The sequence below is a fragment of the Pseudonocardia sp. P1 genome, assembly GCF_000178675.2.
GTDB lineage: Bacteria > Actinomycetota > Actinomycetes > Mycobacteriales > Pseudonocardiaceae > Pseudonocardia.
In genome coordinates this window covers 6,324,937-6,342,720 of record NZ_ADUJ02000001.1, presented here as the reverse complement: position 1 = coordinate 6,342,720, position 17,784 = coordinate 6,324,937, and the positions used below count along the sequence as shown (strand labels likewise).

The following is a 17,784-nucleotide window of genomic DNA, read 5'->3' as shown; positions in this document are numbered from 1 at the left end:
GCGCCGGGGAGGGTCAGGCGCGGCGGCGGCCCGACCAGTGCGGCTCGTGGTCGGCCCAGTCGACCTGCCACGCGTGCGCGAACCGGCGCGCGGTCCAGCGGAAGCCGAGATGGCCCGCACCCGCCAGCACCACGCCCCAGGCGACGAGCGTCATGAACGCGGCCGCCACGCCGACCGTCACGGCGTCCGAGGGGGTCGACGGCGGCGGCGTCAGCTCACCGTCGGGCCCCACCCAGACCGTGATCCGGTCCCCCACCTGGTAGAGCCCGGGGACCGAGGTCTCCCCGCTGCGCGCCGCTCCGTCGGGAGCGGTCCAGCCGACGGTGACGGCCTGCTGACCGGTCTGCATGTCGCTCACCGCGGTCGTCCGGTCGGTGACCTGCGCCGGCACCGCGGTGCGTTCCGCGGACTCGGTGGCGCCACGCTCGACGACGGTGCCGTGCGCGGAGGTCCCCGCCATCCAGGCGACGAGCAGGCCGACGGCGACGAGCAGGCCGAGCCCGACCGCCAGCACGTCCTCCCAGCGGGCCGCCGAGCGGCGCATCCGGTCGGCGCTGCCCGGGGCGGGTCGTGGGCCGGTGCGTCCCGGGCCGTCGGCTGTGCGCATCGTTCCTCCTCGAGATCAGGTCGTCGGGTCCCACGACCGCCGGTGAGGACCCGATCACCGAGAAGTACCCCCGTTATTGCTTCGAGACATCGTCTCGCGACGAGGATCACGCGTGACGCGGTCCACGACCGGCGCACGTCACACCGGGTCAGGACGCAGGTCGGCGCACCGTCGTCGCTCCGGGCCGCCCGCTCGCCGCCCCTGGCCTCCCTCTCGTCGCGGGACCGGGTTCCGCGGCAACCGCCGCTGCACCGGCGGCGTCCACCGGAGGTCGGTCCGCGACACCACCCGTCCGGGTGAGGGGTGGACGCGACGGCGGAGGGACGGTGCGCGATGGGTGACCGTGAGCGGCGGCGACGCCGGGCGGCGGTGGTGACCGGCCTGGTCCTGGTGACCGGTGTCGGGCTCGGCGGCACGGCGGTCGCGACGGCCGATCCCGAGCAGAGCCGGGTCGCGGCGGCCGCGCACGCGGAGCCCGCGGCGCCGGGCACGCCCTGCTCGGCGTCGGTGCGGGCGTGCGTCGATCTCGAGACGCGGCAGGCGTGGCTCGTGTCCGGCGGGACGGTCGAGCGGGGCCCGTTCCGGGTCACGACGGGAGAGGCCGGCAAGGAGACCCCGGTCGGGCACTCCTTCCGCGTCTACCGCAAGGAGGCCGATCACCGCAGCGGCGAGTACCCGGGCCCCGACGGCCGGCCCGCGCGGATGCCGTACTCGGTGTTCTTCGCCGACGGCGGCGTCGCCTTCCACGGCGGTGACCTGTCCCGCGAGTCGGCCGGCTGCGTGAAGCTGCAGCGGGCCGACGCGAAACGGTTCTTCGACACCCTGCAGATCGGCGACAAGGTCCAGGTCGTGCGGGGGTCCGTCGAGAACGGGCACCGCGCGAAGGCCCGCGGGCGGGCCTGACGCGGGTGCCCGTCCCGCCGGATCAGCCCGTGCTGGCCGCCCGCTTCGGCAGCACCCAGTCCGGGCGCGGGAAGTGGCAGGTGTAGCCGTAGGGGTACTTCTGCAGGTAGTCCTGGTGCTCCGGCTCGGCCTCCCAGAAGTCACCGGCCGCGACCACGTCGGTGGTCGCGGGCCCCGGCCACAGCTTCGAGGCGTCCACGTCGGCGATCGTGTCGAGCGCGACCGCCTTCTGCTCCTCGGTCGTGTAGTAGATCGCGGAGCGGTAGCTGCGCCCGACGTCGTTGCCCTGCCGGTCCTTCGTCGACGGGTCGTGGATCTGGAAGAAGAACTCCAGGATCTCCCGGTAGCCGATCTGCTCGGGGTCGAACACGATCTCGACGGCCTCGGCGTGGTCGCCGTGGTTGCGGTAGGTCGCGTTCGGGGTGTTCGGGTCGCCGGAGTACCCGACCCTGGTGGAGACGATGCCCGGGCGCACGCGGAGGAGTTCCTGCACGCCCCAGAAGCAGCCGCCGGCGAGGATCGCGGTCTCGGTCATCGATCTGACCTCCCTGTGTCGGTTCCGCCCGGTCCAACGACGACCGCGTCCCCGATGTTCCGCGGGGACCGCGGCCCTCAGAGCAGCCGGGTGACCTTGTTCAGCCCGTCGTAGCGCACCGGCGAGATCTTCACCCGCGCCCCGGAGTACGGCGCCTCGATCATCTTGCCGTCGCCCAGGTACATCGCGATGTGGTGGGTCCGGCCGTTCTCCGCCCAGGAGAGCATGTCGCCGCGCTGCATGTCCGAGATCGACACCTGCTCGCCGGCGTCCGCCTGGTTCCCGCTGTAGCGCGGCAGGTCGATGCCGGCGCCGGCGAACGCGTAGAGCATCAGCCCGGAGCAGTCGAAGCCGACCTTGTTGTAGTCGCCGTAGGAGTCGGCGACGCCGCCGTCGCGGATGCCGGTGGTCGGGCCGCGGGAGTTGCCACCGCCCCAGGCGTAGATCGTGCCGATCTGCGCCATCGCGCGGTCGATCACCATCTCGACCGCGGACGACCCGGTGCGGCGCGGTGCCGGCCCGGAGTCCGACGGCGCCTCCTCCCGCGCGACCCGGCTGCGGGCCTCCTGCCGGGCACGCCGGTCGGCCTCGGCCTGCAGCCGCGCCTGCTCGGCCTGCCAGGCGTCGAACCGCTGCCGCTGGGCACGCAGCCCGGCGTCGGCGTTCTCGGCCGCGTCCAGACGTGCCTGGACGCCCGCCCGCTCGGCCCGCACGCCGTCGAGGCGGCCCTGTTGCTCGTCGGCGGACGCGGCGGCGGAGGCCAGCGCGTCGTCGGCGGCGGCCGACGCCTCCTCGGCGGCGGCGCGCCGCCGGTCGGCCTCCTCCTGCGCGGCCCGCGCGAGCGAGTCCGCGTTGGCCTGGGCGATCCGGGCCTGCTGCAGCTGTTCCAGCACGGCGGCCTGGTCCTCGCTGAGCGCGTCGGTCAGCCGCGCGCGGTCCACGAGGTCCTGCGGGTCGGTCGCCCGGGACAGCAGCCCGAGCGGGCCGAGGTCGAGACCGTGGGTGTAGACGTCGCCGACGAACGAGTCGAGCCGGCTCCGGGCGTCGTCGACGGCGCGGCCGGCCTCCTCGGTGTCCCGGCGGGCGTCGAGCGCGCGGGCCGCGGCCGACTCGGCCTCCCGGCCCGCGGTGTCCGCGGTGTCGCGGGCCTCGAGCGCCTCCTCGTTGCGGGCGGCGACCTGGATCTGCAGCTCTTCGAGCTGCCCGTCGAGCTCGGCGAGCCGGGCGGTGAGCCTGCCGACCTCCGCGGTCCGCTCCTGCACGCCCTGCCGGCTCTGCTCCAGCTCGTCGTCGTCCGGGTTGGGCGGCGGGGGCGGCGGCTGTGCCGGCGCTCCGGGGACGGTCGTCGCCGCGGTGGTGACGACACCCGCCGCACCGACCGACGGCGTCGCGAGGAGTACGGCGCCGAGCAGCGCCAGCACGCCGACGGCCGTCGGCACACGCTTGCGCGTCACGCGTCGTCCTCCCCTCGGAGCGGGTACGGGCCGCGCTCGGGGTACGAGGGCCCGTTGATCGCGACGAAGGGTGCCACTCCTGCCCCGTCGACCACGTGCGACACACCGGGCGCAGCGCTCCCGTCCGCCGCTCGGGCGACGCGACGGGCACCACACCCGCCTCGCGCGGCTTATAGGACAGGCGTACTATTTGGGTCACCAGGGTCCGCGCTGCCGCGTCAGAGGCGGTGCGCGAGACTCCGACACGACGCCGGTGAGCAGCCCGGTCGCGAACGGCCTGCCGCTCATCGAAACCGGACGCAGCACGCCCACCACCACGGGAGGGACCACCAAGTGGCCAGCACCGACAGCTTCGGCGCCAGAGGACAGCTCGACGTCGGGGGCACCGGTTACGAGATCTTCCGGCTCTCCGCGGTGGAGGGCTCGCAGCGCCTGCCGTTCAGCCTGAAGGTCCTGCTCGAGAACCTGCTCCGCACCGAGGACGGGGCCAACGTCACGGCGGACCACATCAACGCCCTGGCGAACTGGGACCCGCAGGCCGAGCCGGACACCGAGATCCAGTTCACCCCCGCCCGCGTGATCATGCAGGACTTCACCGGTGTCCCCTGCGTGGTCGACCTCGCGACCATGCGCGAGGCCGTGACCGAGATGGGCGGCGACCCCGCCAAGGTCAACCCGCTCGCGCCGGCCGAGCTGGTCATCGACCACTCGGTGATGATCGACTTCTTCGGTACCGCCGACGCGTTCGAGAAGAACATCGAGTTCGAGTACGGCCGCAACAAGGAGCGCTACCAGTTCCTGCGCTGGGGCCAGGGCGCCTTCGACGAGTTCAAGGTCGTCCCGCCCGGCACCGGCATCGTGCACCAGGTCAACATCGAGAACCTGGCCCGCGTGGTCATGCCCCGCAACGGGCAGGCGTACCCCGACACCCTGGTCGGGACCGACTCGCACACCACGATGGTCAACGGCATCGGCGTACTGGGCTGGGGCGTCGGCGGCATCGAGGCCGAGGCCGCCATGCTCGGCCAGCCCGTCTCGATGCTCATCCCGAAGGTGCTCGGCTTCAAGCTGACCGGTGAGATCCCGACCGGCGTGACCGCCACCGACGTGGTCCTGACGATCACCGAGATGCTCCGCCGCGAGGGTGTCGTCGGCAAGTTCGTCGAGTTCTACGGTGCGGGCGTCGGCGCGGTGCCGCTGGCCAACCGCGCGACCATCGGCAACATGAGCCCGGAGTTCGGCTCGACGGCCGCGATCTTCCCGATCGACGACGAGACCGTCCGCTACCTGAAGCTGACCGGCCGCTCCGCCGAGCAGATCGCGCTCGTCGAGGCCTACGCCAAGGAGCAGGGCCTCTGGCACGACCCGGAGCACGAGCCGGTCTACTCGCAGACCCTGGAGCTGGACCTGTCGACGGTGAAGCCGTCGATCGCCGGCCCGAAGCGCCCCCAGGACCGCATCGAGCTGTCCGAGGCGAAGCCCGCGTTCCGGAAGTCGGTCCACGACTACACCGACGACGAGGCGGCCGAGGGCACCCTCAGCGGGGTCGACGAGTCGAGCGACGAGTCCTTCCCCGCCAGCGACGCCCCGGCGCTGAGCTTCGCCGACGACGACGCCGCGCCGGTCGTGCACTCCGCCGCGAACGGTGGCGAGGGCCGCCCGTCCAAGCCGGTCACGGTGACGTCCTCCTCGCGCGGCGAGTTCGTGCTCGACCACGGCGCCGTCGTGATCGCCTCGATCACCTCCTGCACCAACACCTCGAACCCGAGCGTCATGCTCGGCGCCGCGCTGCTGGCCAAGAACGCGGTCGACAAGGGCCTGACCACCAAGCCGTGGGTCAAGACCTCGATGGCCCCGGGCTCGCAGGTCGTGACCGACTACTACGAGAAGGCCGGCCTCTGGCCCTACCTCGACAAGCTCGGCTACAACCTGGTCGGCTACGGCTGCACCACCTGCATCGGCAACTCCGGCCCGCTGCCGGAGGAGATCTCGCAGGCGGTCAACGACAACGACCTCACCGTCGTGTCGGTGCTGTCGGGCAACCGGAACTTCGAGGGCCGGATCAACCCGGACGTCAAGATGAACTACCTGGCGTCCCCGCCGCTGGTCATCGCCTACGCGCTGGCCGGGACGATGGACTTCGACTTCGAGGCCCAGCCCCTCGGGCAGGGCTCGGACGGCACGGACGTCTTCCTGCGCGACATCTGGCCGTCGAGCGAGGACATCACCTCGGTCGTCGACTCCGCGATCGACTCGGACATGTTCACCAAGAACTACTCCGACGTCTTCCGCGGCGACGAGCGCTGGCGCGCGCTGCCCACCCCGGAGGGACAGACCTTCGAGTGGGACCAGCAGTCCACCTACGTCCGGAAGCCCCCGTACTTCGAGGGCATGGCCTCCGAGCCGTCGCCGGTCTCCGACATCGCCGGTGCCCGGGTGCTCGCCCTGCTCGGCGACTCGGTCACCACCGACCACATCTCGCCGGCCGGCGCGATCAAGCCGGGCACCCCGGCCGCGCAGTACCTCGACGAGAACGGCATCGAGAAGAAGGACTACAACTCCTTCGGCTCGCGGCGCGGCAACCACGAGGTGATGATCCGCGGCACGTTCGCGAACATCCGGCTGCGCAACCTGCTCCTGGACGACGTCTCCGGTGGCTACACGCGGGACTTCACCCAGGACGGCGCGCCGCAGGCGTTCATCTACGACGCCGCGCAGAACTACGCCGCCCAGGACACCCCGCTGGTCGTGCTCGGCGGCAAGGAGTACGGCTCCGGGTCGTCGCGCGACTGGGCGGCCAAGGGCACCGCGCTCCTGGGCGTCAAGGCCGTGATCGTCGAGTCCTTCGAGCGGATCCACCGGTCGAACCTGATCGGCATGGGTGTCATCCCGCTGCAGTTCCCGGAGGGCGAGTCGGCCCGGAGCCTCGGGCTGGACGGCACCGAGACCTTCGACGTCGCGGGCATCACCGAGCTGAACGACGGGAAGACCCCGAAGTCGGTGCACGTGACCGCCACGAAGACGTCGGGCGAGACCGTCGAGTTCGACGCCAAGGTCCGCATCGACACCCCCGGTGAGGCGGACTACTACCGCAACGGCGGCATCCTGCAGTACGTCCTCCGGGGCATGCTGAAGAGCTGACGCGCACACCACCACACGCGGAGCCCGTCCCCCCGTCCCGGGGTGGCGGGCTCCGTCGCGTCGGGCGGGTCAGCCCGGGGCACCGAGCTCGCGGGAGATCCGCCGGGCCGCGTCGACGGCGGCGCGGCCGTGGTCGTCGAACACGTCGGCGGTCATCCGGACGGTCGGGCCGGACACCGACAGCGAGCCGACCGGACGGCCGTCGGTCCCGACGATCGCCGCCCCCACCGCCGCGATGCCGTCGGAGAGCCCCTCCGGGTTCACCGACCACCCGCGCTCACGGACACCGGCCAGCCGGTTCCGCAGCGTGTCCGGGTCGGTGACCGTGAACCGGGTGGAGGGCGGCAGCGGCCCCTGCAGGTAGGCGTCGATCTCGGCGTCGGGGCACGCGGCGAGGTACGCCTGCCCGGTCGCCGAGGCGTGCAGCGGGATCCGGTGGCCCAGCGGCAGGAACGCACGCAGCCGGTGCGCTGTGTCGAGCCGCTCGATGAGGACGAGGTCCCGGCCGTCCGGTGCCGCCAGGTGGATCGTCTCCCCCGTGACGAGCTGCAGCTCGTGCAGTACGGGCAGCGCGCGGTCGCGCAGGCCGCCGGCGTCGCGGGCCTGGTTCCCGACGGCGAACGCGCGGTAGGTCAGCCGCCAGCGCGACACGTCGTCGGTGGTGCACCAGCCGACCTCGGCCAGCGTCAGCAGCGTCCGCTGCACCGTGGACTTCGGCAGCCCGACGGCCCGGGCGAGATCGGACAGGCCGATCGGCTGCCGCTGGCCGACGGCCTCGATCACCCGCACCGCCGAGACCACGCTGTTCGTCGCCGCCACTGCTTGACCCCTCACGGACGAGTGATTACGGTCCCATCGTCGGTCCATTCAGCGAACCACTGTGCCACCTGATGGACCGATACGACAAGGACGCATACCAACGGGGGTAGGCACGTGGCGGTACAGATCATCGCGCTGGCGGTGTTCGCGGCGGTGTTCGTGATCGCCGAGGTCCGGCGCTCGCACATCGGCATCGTGATGTTCGCGGCCGCCGCCGGGATGGGCCTGCTCGTCGCCGGCCTGGCCCTCGACGACATCGTCTCGGGGTTCCCGGTCGACATCCTGATCCTGCTGGTCGGCGTCACGTTCTTCTTCGGGATCGCCAAGGCCAACGGCACGATCGGCCGTCTCGTGGACCGGGCACTGGTCGTGGTGGGCGACCGCAGCGGCGCGCTGCCGCTGACGTTCTTCGTGCTCACCGGCGTCGTCTCGGCGATGGGCTCGCCGCTGGGCGGTCTGGTCATGGCCCCGATCGGCATGTCGGTCGCGCACCGCCGCGGGATCGACCCGATGCTGATGGCGCTCGCGATCGGCACCGGGCTCTCCGCGGGCGGTTTCGCGCCGACGTCGCTGTTCGGCATCGTCACCTGGGGCACCGCGAACACGGCGGGGATCCCGCTGAACCCGCTGGCCCTGTTCGCGGTCGCGATCGTCGCGAACCTGGTGCTGCTGGCCGTGTCGTACCTGATGTTCGGCTCCCGCAGCCGGTCCCGGACGGCCGTCACCACCGGTGGGGGCGCCGGTCCGGAGCTCGGGGACGACGAGCCGCCGGTCGCTCGCGAGCCGTTCCGGGCGATCCACCTGATCACGGTGACGGCGATGCTGGGCCTGGTCGCGGCCGTCGTCGTGCTCGCGGTGCTCGGCAACGAGCCCGACGTCGGTGTCCTCGCCTTCGCCTTCGGCGCGGCCCTCACCCTCATCGACCCCGACCACGGTCGCGGCGCGCTGAAGGAGATCGACTGGTCGACCGTGCTGCTCGTCGGCGGGATCATCACCTACGTCGGCGTGCTGCAGGAGATCGGTGCGGTCGACCTGCTCGGCGACCTCGCTGCGCAGCTCACCGTGCCGCTGCTCGCCGCGTTCGTGATCTGCGCGGTCTGCGGGCTGGTGTCGGCGTTCGCGTCGACGACCGGCATCCTCGCCGCGCTCGTCCCGCTCGCGATCCCGCTGGTCCAGCAGGGCGGCCTCCCGGGCTGGGCCCTGATCTGCGCGCTCGGCGTCTGCTCGTCCATCGTGGACGTGTCGCCGTTCTCCACGGTGGGTGCGACGCTGGTCGCGACCACCGTCGACCCCGACGAGCGGCCGCGGATGACCGCGCTGCTGACCCGCTGGGGCCTGTCCATGGTCGTGATCGGCCCGCTCGCGCTGGTCGGTGCGCTCGTGCTGCCCGCGATGGCCGTCTAACCGTCACGTCAGGAGTTCGCAGTTGTTCCTCACCTCGCTCACCTCGGGTCACGACCTCGACCGTGCCGTCGTCGTCGGCGACGAGGCGGTGTCCCGCGCGGAGCTGGTCGACCGCGCCGGCCGGTTCGCCGCGGGCATCCCCGGTGACGGCCCGGTCGCGGTGCACGCGACGGCGTCGCTCGACACCGTCGTCGCGGTCACGGGCTGCATCCTGGCCGGCGTCCCCGTGGTGCCGGTCCCCCCGGACTCCGGGCCGGCCGAGCGCGGCCACGTGCTGCGCGACTCCGGTGCGACGGCGTGGGCCGGGGACCGTCCCGACGGCGTCGACCTGCCCGCGGTCGTCCCGGGCGGCGCCGCGGTCTCCCTCCGCGAGATCGATCCCGAGCGCACGGCGATGCTGCTCTACACCTCGGGGACCACCGGCGCCCCGAAGGGCGCTCAGCTCTCCGGCCGGGCCATCGCGTCCGGCCTGGACGGCCTGTTCGACGTCTGGGACTGGACCCCGGACGACACGGTCGTGCACGGTCTCCCCCTGTTCCACGTGCACGGCCTGATCCTCGGCGTGCTCGGGGCGCTGCGCCGCGGCTCGCGGGTGGTGCACACGGTGAAGCCGCAGCCGGCCCGCTACGCCGCGGCCGGCGGGACGATGTACTTCGGCGTCCCGACGGTCTGGAACCGGATCGTGGAGGACCCGGAGTCGGCGCGGGCGCTCGGCCGGGCCCGGCTGCTGGTCTCGGGCAGCGCGCCGCTGCCGGCGACGCTGTTCGAGCGGATCGCCGGTCTGACCGGGCAGGCGCCGGTCGAGCGGTACGGCATGACCGAGACCATGATCACGCTGAGCGCACGGGCGTCCGGCGAGCGGCGCGCGGGCTGGGTCGGCATGCCGGTCCCCGGCGCGGAGACCCGGCTGCTGCCCGCGGCCGACGGCGAGACCGGCGAGGTCCCCGACGACGGCGAGACGGTCGGGCGGCTCGAGGTCCGCGGCCCGATGCTGTTCGGCGGCTACCTCAACCGCCCCGACGCGAACGACGAGTGCTGGGCGGGCGACGGCTGGTTCCGCACCGGCGACCTCGCCGTACGCGAGCCGGGCGGGTTCCACCGCATCGTCGGCCGCGAGTCCACCGACCTGATCAAGTCCGGCGGGTACCGGATCGGGTCCGGCGAGATCGAGGCCGTGCTGATGGACCACCCCGGGGTCGCCGAGGTCGCCGTCGTCGGGGCCCCGGACCCGGACCTGGGCCAGCGGATCGTCGCCTTCGTCGTCGGTGAGGGCACGGCGGAGGCGCTCATCGACCACGTCGCGTCGCAGCTGTCCTGGCACAAGCGGCCGCGCGAGGTCGTGTTCGTCGACGCGCTGCCCCGCAACCCGATGGGCAAGGTGCAGAAGAAGCTGCTCGGTCAGTAGCTCCGCGGGAGTCCGAGGACCTGGGTCCCGATGTGGGCGAGCACCAGCTCCTCGGACACCGGGATGTTCCGCGCGATGCGGGCGTCCCGGAACAGCCGCTCCACCGGGTACTCCTTGGAGTAGGCCATCCCGCCGAACGTCTGGAACGCCCGCTCGGCCGCCTCCCAGCCGACCTGGGCGCCGGTCAGCTTCGCGATGCTGGTCTCCGCGTGGCAGGGCTGCCCCTGGTCGTAGAGCCACGCGGCCTTGTAGGTCATCAGCCTGCCCAGCTCGGTCTTCGCCTTGATCTGGGCCAGCGGGAACTGCACGGCCTGGTTGGCGCCGATCGGGCGGCCGAACACCTCGCGGTCGCGGGCGTAGCGGACGGCGACGTCGAGCGCGGCGTCGGCGGACCCGACCCCGCCCGCGGCGGCGAGGATCCGCTCCGGGTTGAGCACGTCCCACAGCACCGCGAAACCGGCGTCGACCTCGCCGATCACGTGGCTCTCCGGGACGCGGACGCCGTCGAGGAAGACCTGGCTGGAGGTCACGACGTTCGAGCCCATCTTCGGGATCGGCGTGTACCGCAGCGTCCCGGCGGCGACGGCCTCCTTCACGTCGACCAGCAGCAGGGTGAACCCGCTGGTCCGGGGACGGGCGTCGGCGGCGGGGGTGGTGCGGGTGATCGCGACCATCCAGTCGGCGTTCTCCAGGCCGGAGATCCAGATCTTCTGGCCGTCGATCACGAAGTCGGAGCCGTCGCGGACCGCCCGGGTGCGGATGCTCAGCGCGTCGCTGCCCGCGTCGGGCTCGGTCAGCGCCATGCAGAAGTGCAGCTCGCCGGACGCCAGGCCGGGCAGCAGCCGGGCCTTCTGCTCGGCGGTGCCGTGCCGGGCGAGGGTGGTCGCGCCGAAGCCCGGGGTGAGGATGTAGAGGAAGGTGCCCGCGGTGCCGCCGGACGCCGCGAGGGTCTCGCAGGCGACGGCGAGCTCCAGCATCCCCTGGCCACCGCCGCCGTACTCCTCCGGGACGGTCAGCCCGAGCCAGCCGCCCGCGGCGAGCTCCTCCCACACCTCCCACGGGAACCGGTGCTCGTCCTCCAGCCGGGACCAGTAGGCGTGGTCGTGCCGGGCGCCGATCGCGCGGACGCCCTCCTGCACGGCGAGGGCGGTCTCGGGCAGCGCGAAGTCCATCGGGCGTCCTCTCGGGATCGGTCTCAGACGAGCGGCCGGCCGAGCCGGCGGCGCACGCGCATGTCGGTCAGGCAGGCGTTGTAGGGCAGCCGGCGCACGGCGGGCGGGAGCCGGAACAGCATCGCGCCGGTCCGCCGCATCCGCTGCTCGAACGCGCGCCGGTCGTCGTCGGACCAGGGCAGGCCGAGCATGCTCCGGAACGGCTCGTGCAGGAAGCCGGTGGTGTACCAGCGGTGGCGCGCGGCACCGATCCGGCCGGCCGGGCCGAGGTACTCGCGGTCGAGCAGGCGACCGAAGTACGCACGCATCCGGTCGTCGATCGCGACGTCGGCGAGACCGGCCGCCCAGTACTCGTCGAACGCGTCGCGGTCGGCCGGCCACTGCTCGGGCCGGACCTGCAGTGTCGTGCCGAGGGCGGCGCACTCGCGGTAGACGTCGTCGGGCAGCCGCATGCCGGGCTCCCCCACCAGCAGCCCCCAGGTGTCCTCGAACGCCCGGTACAGGCAGGCCGCGACCCAGAGCTGCAGGTCCCGGTCGGTGGCCCGGTAGGCCACCGGGCTCTCCGCGGTGGAGACGACCCGGGCGTGCGAGCGGCCGACGGCCCGGCGGTAGGCGCGCCGGTCGTCGCCGGTGCCGAGCAGCGCGACGCCGAGGTAGGTGTTCGTCGTCCGGAACCGGTGGACCGGGTGCTCGAACAGGTTGCCGCTGGTCACCCGGCTCTCCCGGACGCCGTGGCCGACCGGCGGCAGGGACAGCTCCATGATCACGTTGGCGGTCGCCGAGAGCAGGACGGGCCCGAGCACGAGATCGCGGGCCGTCCGCGGCAGCCGGGTGGGTGCGACGACCGTCATCGGGACCTCCTGCAGCGGTGCGGGATCTGAGAACGACCGTACTCAGATTGCCGGGCGGTCGGCAAGCGGGCACCATCGGCACGGTGAGCGACCTGCGGACCTACGGCGGCGTCGACGGCGACCGGCGCCGCGCGGACCGGCGGGCGCAGCTGGTCGGTGCCGGGCTGGAGCTGCTCGGCACGCCCGGCGGCGACCTGACCGTGCGCGCCGCCTGCCGCGGGGCCGGGCTCGCGACCCGCTACTTCTACGAGAACTTCACCGACCGGGACGCACTCGCCGCCGCGGTCTACGACGCCGTCGTCGACGAGGTGGCCCGCGCCGCGGCCGGGGCCGTCGACGGCGCCCCGGGCCCGCACGAGGCACGGGTGCGGGCCGGGGTCGAGGCGATCGTCGGGGTGGTGGTGGACGACCCCCGCAAGGGACGCGTGCTGTTCGGCCCCGCCCAGGCGGCCCGGCACGCCGAGACCGCGAGGCTGTTCGTGCGGCTGTTCGTCGAGCGCCGGCCGGACCCCGACGACCTGCTCGGGGCGTTCGCGGTGGGCGGGCTCGCCCGAGTGCTCGGCTCGTGGACCGCCGGTGACCTCCCCGTGGACCGTGCGCATCTCGTCGACCGGTGCACGGCGCTGCTGGTGGCGGTGCAGCGCGGCTGACTCACGCTCGCACGCGCGGCCGGCGCGCTGCTAGCGTCGGCGGTGCGCCCCCGATGGGCCCAGCCGGAAGGAGTCCCCGCACCCGCCGACGCCGTGCGTCGTCGGCGTTCCCGCACGGGCCCGCGGGCGCAGCTCTCCTTCCACGTGTCTCCGCGCGCGGTCCCGCACCGACCCGGAGGAGATCCATGACCTGCACGTTCAACCACACCATCGTCGCCGCACGGGACCGCTCGGTCTCGGCGGCGTTCTTCCGCCACGTGTTCGAGGCGGCCGAGGCCCCGTCCTGGGGGCCCTTCACCAACCTGCTGCTCGACGGCGGAGTACTGATCCAGTTCGCCGACCTGCCCGAGGACCGGTTCCCGGAGGTCCAGCCGCAGCACTACGCGTTCCTCGTCGACGACGAGCTGTTCGACCGGGCCTACGGCCGGCTCGTCGCCGACGGCGTCGAGCACTGGGCCGATCCGCAGCAGACGCGGCCCGGGGAGATCAACCACGGGCACGGCGGCCGCGGGGTGTACTTCCGGGACCCGGCCGGCCATCACCTGGAGATGATCACGCAGCCCTATCTGTAGGACGGCGCGGGCCCGGGCGGCCAGACTGTCGTCGTGATCGACGACGACGCGACCGTCGCCCGGGCCCGCCGCTGGCTCGACGCGGCACGGGTGCACCCCGGCCGGGCTCCGTCCTGGATGGATCCGCTGCTCGCCGGGCTCGGCACCGCGCAGCCCGGCGACATCAGCCGCAACGACCATCCGGCCGACCACGTCGGGCCCCGGCAGTCGGCGGTGCTCGTCCTGCTGGCCCTCGGCGACGACGGGCCGGAGGTCGTGCTGGAACGCCGGGCCCGCCGGTTGCGTCACCACTCCGGGGAGATGTCGTTCCCGGGCGGGCGCCGCGACGAGGGCGACGCCGACCCGGTCGCGACCGCGGTCCGCGAGGCCGTCGAGGAGACGGGCCTGCGTCCGTCCGGGGTGGACGCGGTCGCGCTGTTCCCGCGGCTCGTCCTGCTCACCGGCTTCCATGTGACCGCGGTGCTCGCGCACTGGCACACCCCCGGGCCGCTGGCCGCCGTCGACCCCCGGGAGACCGAGGCGGTGCTGCGGGTGCCGCTGGCCTCGCTCGCCGACCCGGCGCACCGGTTCGCGCTGCGCGCCGGTGGCGGGCGGTGGCGGGGCCCGGGCTTCCGGGTCGGCGACGACGTCGTGTGGGGCTACACCGGCGAGGTGCTCGACGCCGTGCTCCGGTTCGGCGGGTGGCACCGTCCCTGGACGCCCGGCCCGGAACAGGTCTGGGAGGAGCTCGCCCGCCGCCCCGACTGACTCCCGCCGAGATGCAGCTCAGCGTCGCCGGAAAGACCGGCGGAGAGCGCTGAGCCGCATCTCGGCGGGGACGGTCCGGATGCGGACGAGTCGGGTCAGGGGTGCGGGTGTCCCGGGTCGACCCACGGCACGTGCTCGGGATCGGCGACGCCGTCGATGTCGAGGTTCACCACGACCGGCTCCTGCCCGGAGCGGGTCAGCACGCACTCCAGGGGCTCGTCGTCGAGCGCGTTGATCTCCTGGTGCGGGACGTACGGCGGCACGAAGATGAACCCGCCCGGCCCGGCCTCCGCGGTGAACTCCAGGTTCTCGCCCCACTTCATCCGGGCCCGCCCGCGGACCACGTAGATCACGCTCTCCAGCTCGCCGTGGTGGTGCGCACCGGTACGGGCACCGGGGTGGATCGTGACCGTCCCGGCCCACAGCTTCTCCGACCCGACGCGGTCGTGGGTGACCGCCGCGGCCCGGTTCATCCCCGGCGTCTGCGGGGTGTTCGTGTCGAGCGCGTCCCCGGGGATCACGCGGACGCCGTCGTCGCGCCAGTCGGTGGTCATGCGGGCCACCGTAACCGTCAGGACGGGCGGGTGGCCCGGAAGCGGAACGACCGCCCGCCCAGCTCGGTGCCGGGTTCCGCCAGCCCGGCCGCGGCCAGCCGGGCGGGCAGCCCGTCCGGGTCGACGACGGTCATCGTGTCGCCGACGTGGATCAGCCGGAACCGCAGGCTGAGCCGCGAGTCGATGCCCGCGAACGTCCCGCCGGGGCGCAGCACCCGGGTGGCCTCGGCGAAGAGCCGGTCCTGCTCGGCGGGCGTCGGGACGTGGTGCAGCATCGTGAAGCAGACGACGGCGTCGAAGCTCCCGTCCGGGAACGGCAGGGCCGCACCGTCGCCGTGCCGGACGTCGACGCCCAGCTCCCGCCCCAGCCCGTCGCGCAGGTCGGCGGCCATCACCGGGTCCACCTCGAGCGCGGTGAGCGCACCGCTGCGCGGAGCGAGCCACCGGGTGGTGACGCCGTAGCCGGGCCCGATCTCCAGCACCTCACCGGCGAGGTCGACGCCCCGGGTCGCCCACGGCAGCGTCGTGCCGTGCATCCGGTCCGCCCACGAGTCGGAGCGGCAGATCCGCTGATGGAGAACGTTCATCGCCATGCAGGCGACGCTAGGGCGCCCGCCCGGCGGCCGGGAGTCGCTAGGCTGCCGGATCGTGTCGCGTTCCGGCCTCCCGGCGCACGTGCCGGACGTCCCGGGCGCCGCCGTCCTGGTCTCCCGGATCCCGCTGGACCGCGGGCACGTGTTCGGTGAGCACGCGCACCCCGCGCACCAGCTCGCCTGGGCCGGGCGGGGTGTGCTGCGGGTGACCCTCGGTGCGACCGGCTGGGTGCTCACGCCGGGCCGCGCGCTCTGGATCCCGGCCGGCGCGGCGCACACCACGGCCGCGACCGAGGCGTCCGCGATGCGCGGGGTCTACCTGTGGCCGGACCGCTGCCCCGCCGCCTGGGACGCACCCGCGGTGCTGGCGGTCGACCCGCTGCTCGCCGCGCTCATCGACCACCTCGCCGACCTCGGTCTCGACGACGGCGAGCGGCACCGCGCCGAGATGGTGCTGTTCGACCGCCTCGGCCCGGCCCGCGACGCCGGCGGGCCCGGAACCGCCGTCCGGCTGGTGTGGCCCCGCGACCCGCGCGCCCGCCGGGTCGCCGACGCACTCGCCGCCGATCCCGCCGACCCGCGCGACCTCGCCGCCTGGGGACGGCTCACCGGGGCCGGGGAACGGACCCTGTCGCGGATCTTCCTGGCCGAGACCGGTGTCGGCCCCGGCCGGTGGCGGACCCTGCTGCGGGTCCGGACGGCGCTGGAGCTGCTGGGCTCGGGGCTGCCGGTCGGCACGGTCGCGCGACGGGTCGGCTACGCGACACCGAGCGCGTTCGTCGCGGCGTTCCGGCGCGCGACCGGCACGACGCCCGCCGGCGTGTTCGGCCGCTCCGGCCGGTAGCCACCGGCCGGACCGTCAGACCAGCGCCGCCGAGACGACGACGGCGACCAGCGACCCGGCCCCGACCAGCACCCCGAGCGCCGCGCTCCACCACGCCCGCGGCGCGAGGACCGCCTCGCGCCACCGGACCGTCGCGATGCCGAGGCCGGCACCGGCCAGGGCGCACCCCAGCACCCAGAACGGCAGGAGCGCCCAGGCCACGTCCCCCCGTGCCCAGGACAGGACCAGGAAGAACAGCGCCCAGCCCGCGGCGCCGACGAGCTCCGGCCGCCGGAACGGGCCCGTCGCCCACCATCCGCCGCGCGCCGCCACGAGCACCGAGATCCCCGCGTAGACGGGGAACACCGTCGCCAGCAGGATCTGGATCCAGCCGACGAGGCCCGGCCCGTCCGAGTCGTCGCCGAACAGCGCCGGGGCGTCGAGCAGACCGACCGCGATCCGGTCGACGCCACGGTCGGCGTTGCCGAACACCACCACGGCCCGGTCCGCGGCGGGCTCGACGAGCACCGACGTCCGGATGCCGCCGGAGCCGCCGTTCTTCCAGAGGAACGTGCGGTCGTCCTCCTCGAGGGTCTCCCAGCCGTAGCCGATCCGGCCCAGGTCGGACGAGAAGCGCGGCTGCGCGGCCGCCGAGACCACGGATCCGGGGTCGTCGAGTGCACCGACGTACCGGACGAGGTCGTCGACCGTGGACCAGACCCCGATCCCGGCCGGCGCGTCGCCCGCGCTGATCCAGGGGTGCAGCGGGCGGTCGCGCAGGTCGTGCCCGACCGCGGCGCCGGTCGGCGGCGCGCCGGGGAGGCCCGTGGAGGCCATGCCGAGCGGTCCCGTCACCACCTGCTCGACCAGCTGCGGGTAGGGGGTCCCGGTCCGCTCGGCGAGCACCTGGCCGAGCAGCGCGAAGCCCAGGTTGGAGTAGACGTCCTCGCCGCGGGGGCCGAGTGTCGCGCCGTCGGCGGCGGCGAACACCTCCTCCGGGGTGCGCTCCACCGGTGGCGTGCCGAGGAACCCGTTCGCCATGTTGTGCAGCAGCAGCGGGGCGCCGCCGGCGTCGACCGGCAGCCCCGACCGGTGCGACGCCAGCTCGGCGAGGGTCACGTCGCCGACCGGGCCCCACGGGCGCTGCGGGAGCACGTCACGCACCCGGTCGGTGCCGCGCACGACACCGCCGAGCTCGAGGTCGGCCAGTACCGCGCCGGTCACGGTCTTGGTGACCGACCCGATCTCGAACGGCGTCGAGGCGTCCAGCGGGGTGCCGCGGCCGTCGTCGCCGACCCCGGCCGTGACGGTCGTCCCGTCCCCGGTCACCGAGGCGACCAGGCCGTGGGCGCCGTCGTCGCCCGCGAGTGCCCGCAGGCGCTCGGCGAGCACCGGGTCCCCGGTGGACTCCGGCCCGATCGTGGCGGGGGCGGGCGCGAGCAGGGCACCGAGCGCCCCGCACACCAGGGCACCGGCCAGCGCGGCACCCAGCAGGCGTCGACCGGTCGTGGGCTCGGCGGAGGTCATGCGCCTACGTTATTCCGGAATTACGTC

Annotated in this window: 17 protein-coding genes; 8 read left to right on the top strand and 9 right to left on the bottom strand. The window is 74.0% G+C overall.

The window, feature by feature from the left end; all coding sequences use genetic code 11:
• Positions 1–13 precede the first annotated feature (13 nt).
• Entirely contained in the window at positions 14–607 is a 594-nt protein-coding gene (locus PP1_RS29420) for an Rv1733c family protein (protein WP_010241364.1), read from the bottom strand.
• Between the two features lie 333 nt (positions 608–940).
• Here PP1_RS29420 and PP1_RS29415 point away from each other — a divergent pair, with 333 nt between their 5' ends.
• Positions 941–1,510 (top strand): L,D-transpeptidase, encoded by a 570-nt coding sequence (locus tag PP1_RS29415; protein ID WP_010241365.1) that lies wholly within the window; start codon positions 941–943, stop codon positions 1,508–1,510.
• A 22-nt stretch (positions 1,511–1,532) separates the two neighbouring features.
• Here PP1_RS29415 and msrA read toward each other — a convergent pair whose 3' ends face one another.
• A complete protein-coding gene (gene msrA / locus PP1_RS29410) occupies positions 1,533–2,045 on the bottom strand; it encodes a peptide-methionine (S)-S-oxide reductase MsrA (RefSeq protein ID WP_010241366.1) in 513 nt (170 codons plus the stop codon).
• A 77-nt stretch (positions 2,046–2,122) separates the two neighbouring features.
• Entirely contained in the window at positions 2,123–3,499 is a 1,377-nt protein-coding gene (locus PP1_RS29405; RefSeq protein ID WP_170918901.1) for an NlpC/P60 family protein, read from the bottom strand.
• A 333-nt stretch (positions 3,500–3,832) separates the two neighbouring features.
• Here PP1_RS29405 and PP1_RS29400 point away from each other — a divergent pair, with 333 nt between their 5' ends.
• Positions 3,833–6,640, top strand: coding sequence for an aconitate hydratase (locus PP1_RS29400; RefSeq protein ID WP_010226931.1), 2,808 nt, complete (start codon positions 3,833–3,835; stop codon positions 6,638–6,640).
• A 69-nt stretch (positions 6,641–6,709) separates the two neighbouring features.
• On the opposite strand, the gene PP1_RS29395 is transcribed toward PP1_RS29400, so the two are convergent.
• A complete protein-coding gene (locus PP1_RS29395; RefSeq protein WP_010226934.1) occupies positions 6,710–7,459 on the bottom strand; it encodes an IclR family transcriptional regulator in 750 nt (249 codons plus the stop codon).
• A 114-nt stretch (positions 7,460–7,573) separates the two neighbouring features.
• Here PP1_RS29395 and PP1_RS29390 point away from each other — a divergent pair, with 114 nt between their 5' ends.
• Both PP1_RS29390 and PP1_RS29385 read left to right on the top strand, forming a co-directional pair.
• Entirely contained in the window at positions 7,574–8,863 is a 1,290-nt protein-coding gene (locus PP1_RS29390) for an SLC13 family permease (RefSeq protein ID WP_010226935.1), read from the top strand.
• A gap of 22 nt (positions 8,864–8,885) precedes the next feature.
• Entirely contained in the window at positions 8,886–10,268 is a 1,383-nt protein-coding gene (locus tag PP1_RS29385; RefSeq protein ID WP_060633713.1) for an acyl-CoA synthetase, read from the top strand.
• On the opposite strand, the gene PP1_RS29380 is transcribed toward PP1_RS29385, so the two are convergent.
• Positions 10,262–11,440, bottom strand: coding sequence for an acyl-CoA dehydrogenase family protein (locus tag PP1_RS29380; RefSeq protein ID WP_010226939.1), 1,179 nt, complete (start codon positions 11,438–11,440; stop codon positions 10,262–10,264). The two genes, PP1_RS29385 and PP1_RS29380, sit on opposite strands and share 7 nt — an antisense overlap.
• 23 nt (positions 11,441–11,463) lie before the next feature.
• Positions 11,464–12,291 (bottom strand): oxygenase MpaB family protein, encoded by an 828-nt coding sequence (locus PP1_RS29375; RefSeq protein ID WP_010226941.1) that lies wholly within the window; start codon positions 12,289–12,291, stop codon positions 11,464–11,466.
• An 83-nt stretch (positions 12,292–12,374) separates the two neighbouring features.
• Here PP1_RS29375 and PP1_RS29370 point away from each other — a divergent pair, with 83 nt between their 5' ends.
• The 3 genes from PP1_RS29370 (at position 12,375) to PP1_RS29360 (ending at position 14,260) form a co-directional block, all read left to right on the top strand.
• A complete protein-coding gene (locus tag PP1_RS29370; RefSeq protein WP_010226943.1) occupies positions 12,375–12,941 on the top strand; it encodes a TetR/AcrR family transcriptional regulator in 567 nt (188 codons plus the stop codon).
• A 185-nt stretch (positions 12,942–13,126) separates the two neighbouring features.
• Positions 13,127–13,513, top strand: a complete 387-nt coding sequence (locus tag PP1_RS29365) for a VOC family protein (protein ID WP_010226945.1) — start codon at positions 13,127–13,129, stop codon at positions 13,511–13,513.
• 33 nt (positions 13,514–13,546) lie between these two features.
• Positions 13,547–14,260, top strand: coding sequence for an NUDIX hydrolase (locus PP1_RS29360; RefSeq protein ID WP_010226947.1), 714 nt, complete (start codon positions 13,547–13,549; stop codon positions 14,258–14,260).
• A gap of 95 nt (positions 14,261–14,355) precedes the next feature.
• Here PP1_RS29360 and PP1_RS29355 read toward each other — a convergent pair whose 3' ends face one another.
• Both PP1_RS29355 and PP1_RS29350 read right to left on the bottom strand, forming a co-directional pair.
• A complete protein-coding gene (locus PP1_RS29355) occupies positions 14,356–14,814 on the bottom strand; it encodes a cupin domain-containing protein (protein WP_033199062.1) in 459 nt (152 codons plus the stop codon).
• Positions 14,815–14,831: 17 nt separating this feature from the next.
• Positions 14,832–15,407: a class I SAM-dependent methyltransferase gene (locus tag PP1_RS29350; protein ID WP_010226950.1), complete on the bottom strand. Its 576-nt coding sequence runs from the start codon at positions 15,405–15,407 to the stop codon at positions 14,832–14,834.
• Positions 15,408–15,462: 55 nt separating this feature from the next.
• On the opposite strand from PP1_RS29350, the gene PP1_RS29345 reads away from it, so the two are divergent.
• Positions 15,463–16,251, top strand: coding sequence for an AraC family transcriptional regulator (locus PP1_RS29345; protein ID WP_060575745.1), 789 nt, complete (start codon positions 15,463–15,465; stop codon positions 16,249–16,251).
• A gap of 15 nt (positions 16,252–16,266) precedes the next feature.
• Here PP1_RS29345 and PP1_RS29340 read toward each other — a convergent pair whose 3' ends face one another.
• A complete protein-coding gene (locus PP1_RS29340) occupies positions 16,267–17,757 on the bottom strand; it encodes a serine hydrolase domain-containing protein (RefSeq protein ID WP_010226954.1) in 1,491 nt (496 codons plus the stop codon).
• Positions 17,758–17,784: the final 27 nt, after the last annotated feature.